The sequence below is a fragment of the Martelella sp. UBA3392 genome (assembly GCF_002358775.1).
GTDB lineage: Bacteria > Pseudomonadota > Alphaproteobacteria > Rhizobiales > Rhizobiaceae > Martelella > Martelella mediterranea.
This window is the reverse complement of sequence record NZ_DEPM01000180.1, coordinates 1-5,090: the sequence shown is the minus strand read 5'-3', so window position 1 is coordinate 5,090 and position 5,090 is coordinate 1. Positions and strand designations below refer to the sequence as shown.

The following is a 5,090-nucleotide window of genomic DNA, read 5'->3' as shown; positions in this document are numbered from 1 at the left end:
ACTGGCCCGCACAGTTCATGCGAAAATAGAGCTCCCGGACGCCAGCACCGCCGGAAGCGCTTGCGTCCGGCGCCATTTTGCGCATTGTTGCAGGCCGATTGCGCGCGTGGCCGGAATGAGCATAATCGGCCGCCGCAGCGGACCTTGTCGGGCCGCAAGGTGGAACAATCCGGAGGCCGAAACTGTTGTCGCTGTATCTTTGGCGGGCTGCATCCCGGGGTGAGGTTTTGCCCCACAACACTGACGAGGGTCGCGGCCGGGTCAGCGCACGTCCGACTGTCGACTTGACGCGCTGACGGCGGAGATCGCGCACCGCGACCTCATCTGAATGGAGACATCTATGACTTTCGAACCACATGGCCGGCACCTGATCGGCGGCGAATGGAAAGAAACCGCCAAACGCTTCACCTCACAGCCGATGACCGGAAAGCCGCTCGAATATTTCGAAGCCGACGAGGCGCTGGTGGACGAGGCGGTGAAGGCCGCCGAAGCCGCGTTCTGGGATTATGGCTACACCTCACGCCGAACCCGCGCCGAATTCCTGAACAAGATCGCCGACGAGATCGAAAAGCGCGGCAGCGACATCACCGCGATCGCCATGGCGGAAACCGGCCTGCCGGAAGCCCGCCTTGAAGGCGAGCGCGGCCGCACGACGGGTCAGCTCCGCATGTTCGCGCGCCACATTCTGGACGGCGATTATCTCGACCGCAGGCATGACGCCGCCAATCCCGAGGCGACGCCGCCCTCGCCCGATCTGAAGATGATCCAGCGCCCGATCGGCCCCGTGGCCGTGTTCGGCGCTTCGAATTTCCCGCTGGCGTTTTCAACGGCCGGCGGCGACACCGCTTCCGCCCTCGCCGCCGGTTGCCCCGTGGTGGTCAAGGGCCACCCCGCCCACCCCGGAACGGGCGAGATCGTGGCCGAGGCGATTGCGGCGGCGGCGGAGAAATGCGGCATTCATCCGGGCGTGTTCTCCCTGCTTCAGGGCGCCTCGCACGAGGCCGGCACGATGCTCGTCACCCACCCGCTGATCAAGGCGGTCGGCTTCACCGGCTCGCTTGCCGGCGGCAAGGCGCTGTTCGATCTTTGCGCCCGTCGCGATGAGCCGATCCCGTTCTTCGGCGAGCTCGGCTCGGTCAATCCCAACTTCCTGCTGCCGGACGCGCTCGCCAATCGCGGCAGCGAGATCGCCAAGGGCTGGGCCGGCTCGCTGACCATGGGCGTCGGCCAGTTCTGCACCAATCCGGGCCTGATGGTGACGCTGGCCGGTCCCGAGGCCGACCGGTTCGCCGAAGAGGCGGCAGAGGAGCTTGGCAGGGTCGGCGCGGGCACGATGTTGACCGACGGCATAGCCGAGGCCTTCCGCAAGGGGAGCGATGCGGTTGCCCATGCATCCGGGGTCGAGACGCTGGTCAAACTGGAGGCGGATGGGCGCAAGGCCGCGCCCGCGCTCTACAAGGTTTCCGCCGCGGCATTCATTGAAAACCCGGCGCTCGCCCATGAGGTCTTCGGCCCGCTCGGCATCATTGTCGTGGCGTCGAACGCCCAGGAGATGCGGGCGGTCGCCGAGCGGCTGGAGGGCCAGCTGACCTGCACGCTGCACATGGATCATGATGACGCCGAGTTCGCCGGCTCGCTGCTGCCGGTGCTGGAGCGCAAGGCCGGCCGGCTGCTCGCCAACGGTTTCTCCACCGGGGTCGCTGTTGCCGATGCCATGATCCATGGCGGGCCCTACCCGGCCACCACCAATTTCGGCGGCACCTCGGTCGGCACCATGGCGATACGCCGTTTCCTGCGGCCGGTCTGCTACCAGAACATGCCGGCGGCGCTGCTGCCGGAAGATCTGAGGCATACTGGTTAGAGAGGAGCGGCAGCTACCGCGAAGCGGGCGCTGCCGCCGCGGCATCCATGGGCACGGGGCCGCCCTGCGGCGACTGAAGCGACCCGGTCAGCTTCTGCCGCCACAACTCGGCGATATGGGATATGCGGTAATGCGGCGCGGCCGTAACCTTCGGCGGCGTCTCGCGCCAGGCGTCGAGCCGGCTGACAATCGCGGCGATGTCGCCGGTGTCGACGCATTGGCCGTCGCCGCCCAGAATTTCGTGATTGACCGCCAGCCCCTCATCCGCGAGCACCGGCGTGCCGACCGCATTGGCCTCGGCCAACGGCAGGCCAAAGGGCTCGAAGAACCGCGTCTGGGGATAGAAGACGCAAAGCGACCGGCGCATCCGGTCAATCATCTCGCCATGATCGAGCCGCCCCAGAAAGGTGACGCCGACCGGCGGCACGCCATCCGGCCAGATCTTGTTGCCGTCCTCGGCGATATCGAGCTTCAGCTCGGGGCGTTGCTGGCGGAGCCGTTCGAACTTGGCGAGAACCTCAGAAATTCCCCTGAGCGGCGTGCCGGGAAAGAACAGCCGGTTCACGTCGCGCGGCGTGTCATCGGGTGCGAGATGATCATCGACCGGGTTGTAGATCGTGGTGATCTTCGGCAGCCTGTCGTTTTCCGCGCTCAGAAATTCGCTCACATGGCGCGCATGCGCATGAGAGACGCAGACGATCTCGATGCAGGCCTCGGCAAGCGCCTCGCCCATGCGGCGGTTGTGCCGCCCCGGGTTGGAATGAAGCCGGAGGAAGATCGGGCAATGCGCATTGAGCTTGCGCGCCTTCAGCGCCGATTTCCATGAACTGACCACCGCGATCGCCTGAACGCCCGCGAGGTCGTCCGCCTTCAGCGACGCGAGCGGTCGGTAGAAGCCGCAGGCATCGCGGTCGATATCGATGCGGCCGTTCTGGTAGAAATGAAACCGGAAGTTCCTGCCATGGGCTCTTGCAACGCGCATGGCAATGGATTCCGCGCCGCTGAGCGCGCCGGCTTCCAGCGAGCCGAGCGTGTAGGGCGTAAGGCAATATGGGTCTATAACGGCAATGGCGGAGGACATGAGAGTGCCTCCTTTCTTTGTTCGTTTTGAAGGATTTTCGCGATCAACAGGACCCGCCCGGCCGCGAAGTGCTTCTTTTGACCCGATGGCAGTTCCGACATCAGGCCCTCCTCGTTTGTCATGTACCTGTACTGTTTAGAAAAGGCGCGCATTAAACTGGTTACAAATCGTCGAAAATTGCGTTGAAAACGAGGACGGCGCGCATAAAGTATCGCCTCAACCGAGCATGATGATTGCAGTCGTCGCCATCATTCGGCCATAATTGCAGTGGCAGCGAGCATGTCACCACAGTCGCTCTGCCGGAAGGTTTTGGAAAGATGAACGCGCACACGAAAAGCTGTCTGGCCCAGAAGCTCTCGCATTATGCCGAACTCGACGAGGCCTCGCTTGAGAGCATCGCCCGCTTCGAACGCGAGGAAAGGGATTTCGCCAAGAATGACGAGGTCTATCAAGAGGGCGACCAGAATATTCACCTCTATGTGGTTAAGAAGGGCTGGCTCTATAGCTATGCCGACCTGAAGGATGGCCGCCGGCAGATCGTGGAGATCCACCACCCGGGCGATATCGTCGGTTTTCCCGATATCGCCTTTACCGAACGCACGACGGTCTTGAGAGCCGCCGAAGACGTCCGGCTCTGCCCGTTTCCGAAAAAGGATCTCGACGAGGTGTTCAAGCGCGCGCCGCAGCTTGCCGCGCTGCTGTTCGCGCTTGCGGTGCGCAACCAGGTGATCATGATCGATTTCCTGCGCGCCATCGGTCGCATGAGCGCGCGCGAGCGGATCGCCTATCTGCTGCTCGATCTCCAGGCCCGGTTGCGCATCACCAACACGACGATGACCACGACCTTCCGTCTGCCGCTAAACCAGACCGAGATTTCCGACGTTCTGGGGCTGACCAATGTCTATGTCAGCCGCAGTTTCACGGCGCTCGAAAAGGACGGCCTGATCCGCCGCTCCAACGGCTCGGTGGAAATCCTCGAGGAGGACCGGATGAAGCGCATCTGCGACTTCTCCGACCGCCATACCAAACTCGACACATCCTGGTTTCCCGACGGAACGCCGATCGTGGCCTGAATATGTAGAATCCCTTTGTTTTCAGACCGTCAGGTCAAATGAACTGAAATTCAGTTAATTTGACCTGGGCGGAACGGTTTCATGGCGATTCCGCTAAAGCCTCAAGCGTCAGGGAACGGCTGCCCATCTCCTGGGAGCGGCCGGCGAGGTCGAGAACCTGCTGCAGTTCCGCGCCGCGCAGGAAGGTCGGATCGGCCGGCGCCTCGCCGCGGATCGCGGCGATGAAGCGCTGGTAGATGGTGGCGACCGGCGGGCAGTCGATATCACTCCATTCCTCCTTTGCGAGCGCATCCGGGCCGATGGCCGCGCGCAAATGACTTTCGCCGCGTTCGAACAACACCTGCAGCCCGCCCTTGTCGCCGTAAATCCGGAGGCGGAGGTCATTGTGGTGGCCGGAGGCGAAACGCGATGCCGTGATCGTGCCGATCGCGCCATTGGCGAGGTCCATATGCATCACGAAGCTGTCATTGGCGTCGAGGGTGTATTCGCCGATCCTGTCGCCCTCCGCCTTGTGGAACACGGCGGTGCGGCAGGAGACCGAATGCGGCGCGGAGCCGGCGGCAAAGGTGGCGAAATCCACGATATGGATGCCGACATCGCCAAGCGCGCCCTTGGAGCCATGCGCGGTGGAAAGCCGCCACAGCCAGCCGGGCTCGGTGCGCCAGTCGCCCCAGACGGACTGCGTCAGCCAACTCTGAAGATATGAGGCCTCGAAATGACGCACCGCGCCGATCTCGCCCGCGGCAATCATGTCCGCCGCCTTCTGCAGGGCGGCAACATTGCGGTAGCTGAGATTGATCATGTTGACGATGCTGGCAGCCTCCGCGGCCGAGGCCATCTCGGAGGCGAAGGCGTAATCGGTGCTCAGCGGCTTTTCGCACAGCACATGCTTGCCGGCGGCAATCAGCGGCATGGTGGTGGCATAATGCAGGCCGTCGGGCGTCACCACCGAGGCGGCATCAAATTCGCACTGCTCGATCGCGTCGGCAAGCGTGGCGTAGCGGCCTTCGATCCCGTGCCGGTCGCAGAATGCGGCGAGCACCTCGGCGCGCGGATCGACGCCCGCCACCACGCT

The 5,090-nt window shown here is 63.7% G+C and carries 4 protein-coding genes; 2 read left to right on the top strand and 2 right to left on the bottom strand.

From position 1 onward, the window contains the following. The first annotated feature begins 340 nt into the window (after nucleotides 1-340). Nucleotides 341-1,861, top strand: coding sequence for an aldehyde dehydrogenase (NADP(+)) (locus B4E36_RS13995; protein WP_292058095.1), 1,521 nt, complete (start codon nucleotides 341-343; stop codon nucleotides 1,859-1,861). 13 nt (nucleotides 1,862-1,874) lie between these two features. On the opposite strand, the gene B4E36_RS13990 is transcribed toward B4E36_RS13995, so the two are convergent. Further along, nucleotides 1,875-2,942 carry a glycosyltransferase family 4 protein gene (locus tag B4E36_RS13990; protein WP_292058097.1) on the bottom strand — a complete coding sequence of 356 codons (1,068 nt, stop codon included), beginning with the start codon at nucleotides 2,940-2,942 and terminating at the stop codon, nucleotides 1,875-1,877. Nucleotides 2,943-3,259: 317 nt separating this feature from the next. Between B4E36_RS13990 and B4E36_RS13985 the strand changes: the two genes are divergently transcribed. Then, complete coding sequence (locus B4E36_RS13985; protein WP_292058099.1) at nucleotides 3,260-4,015, top strand: Crp/Fnr family transcriptional regulator; 756 nt, start codon at nucleotides 3,260-3,262, stop codon at nucleotides 4,013-4,015. Nucleotides 4,016-4,094: 79 nt separating this feature from the next. Here the strand turns inward: B4E36_RS13985 and B4E36_RS13980 are convergent. Further along, nucleotides 4,095-5,090, bottom strand: a 996-nt coding sequence (locus B4E36_RS13980) for a Gfo/Idh/MocA family oxidoreductase (protein ID WP_345900480.1), incomplete at its 5' end; no start/stop codon positions are given.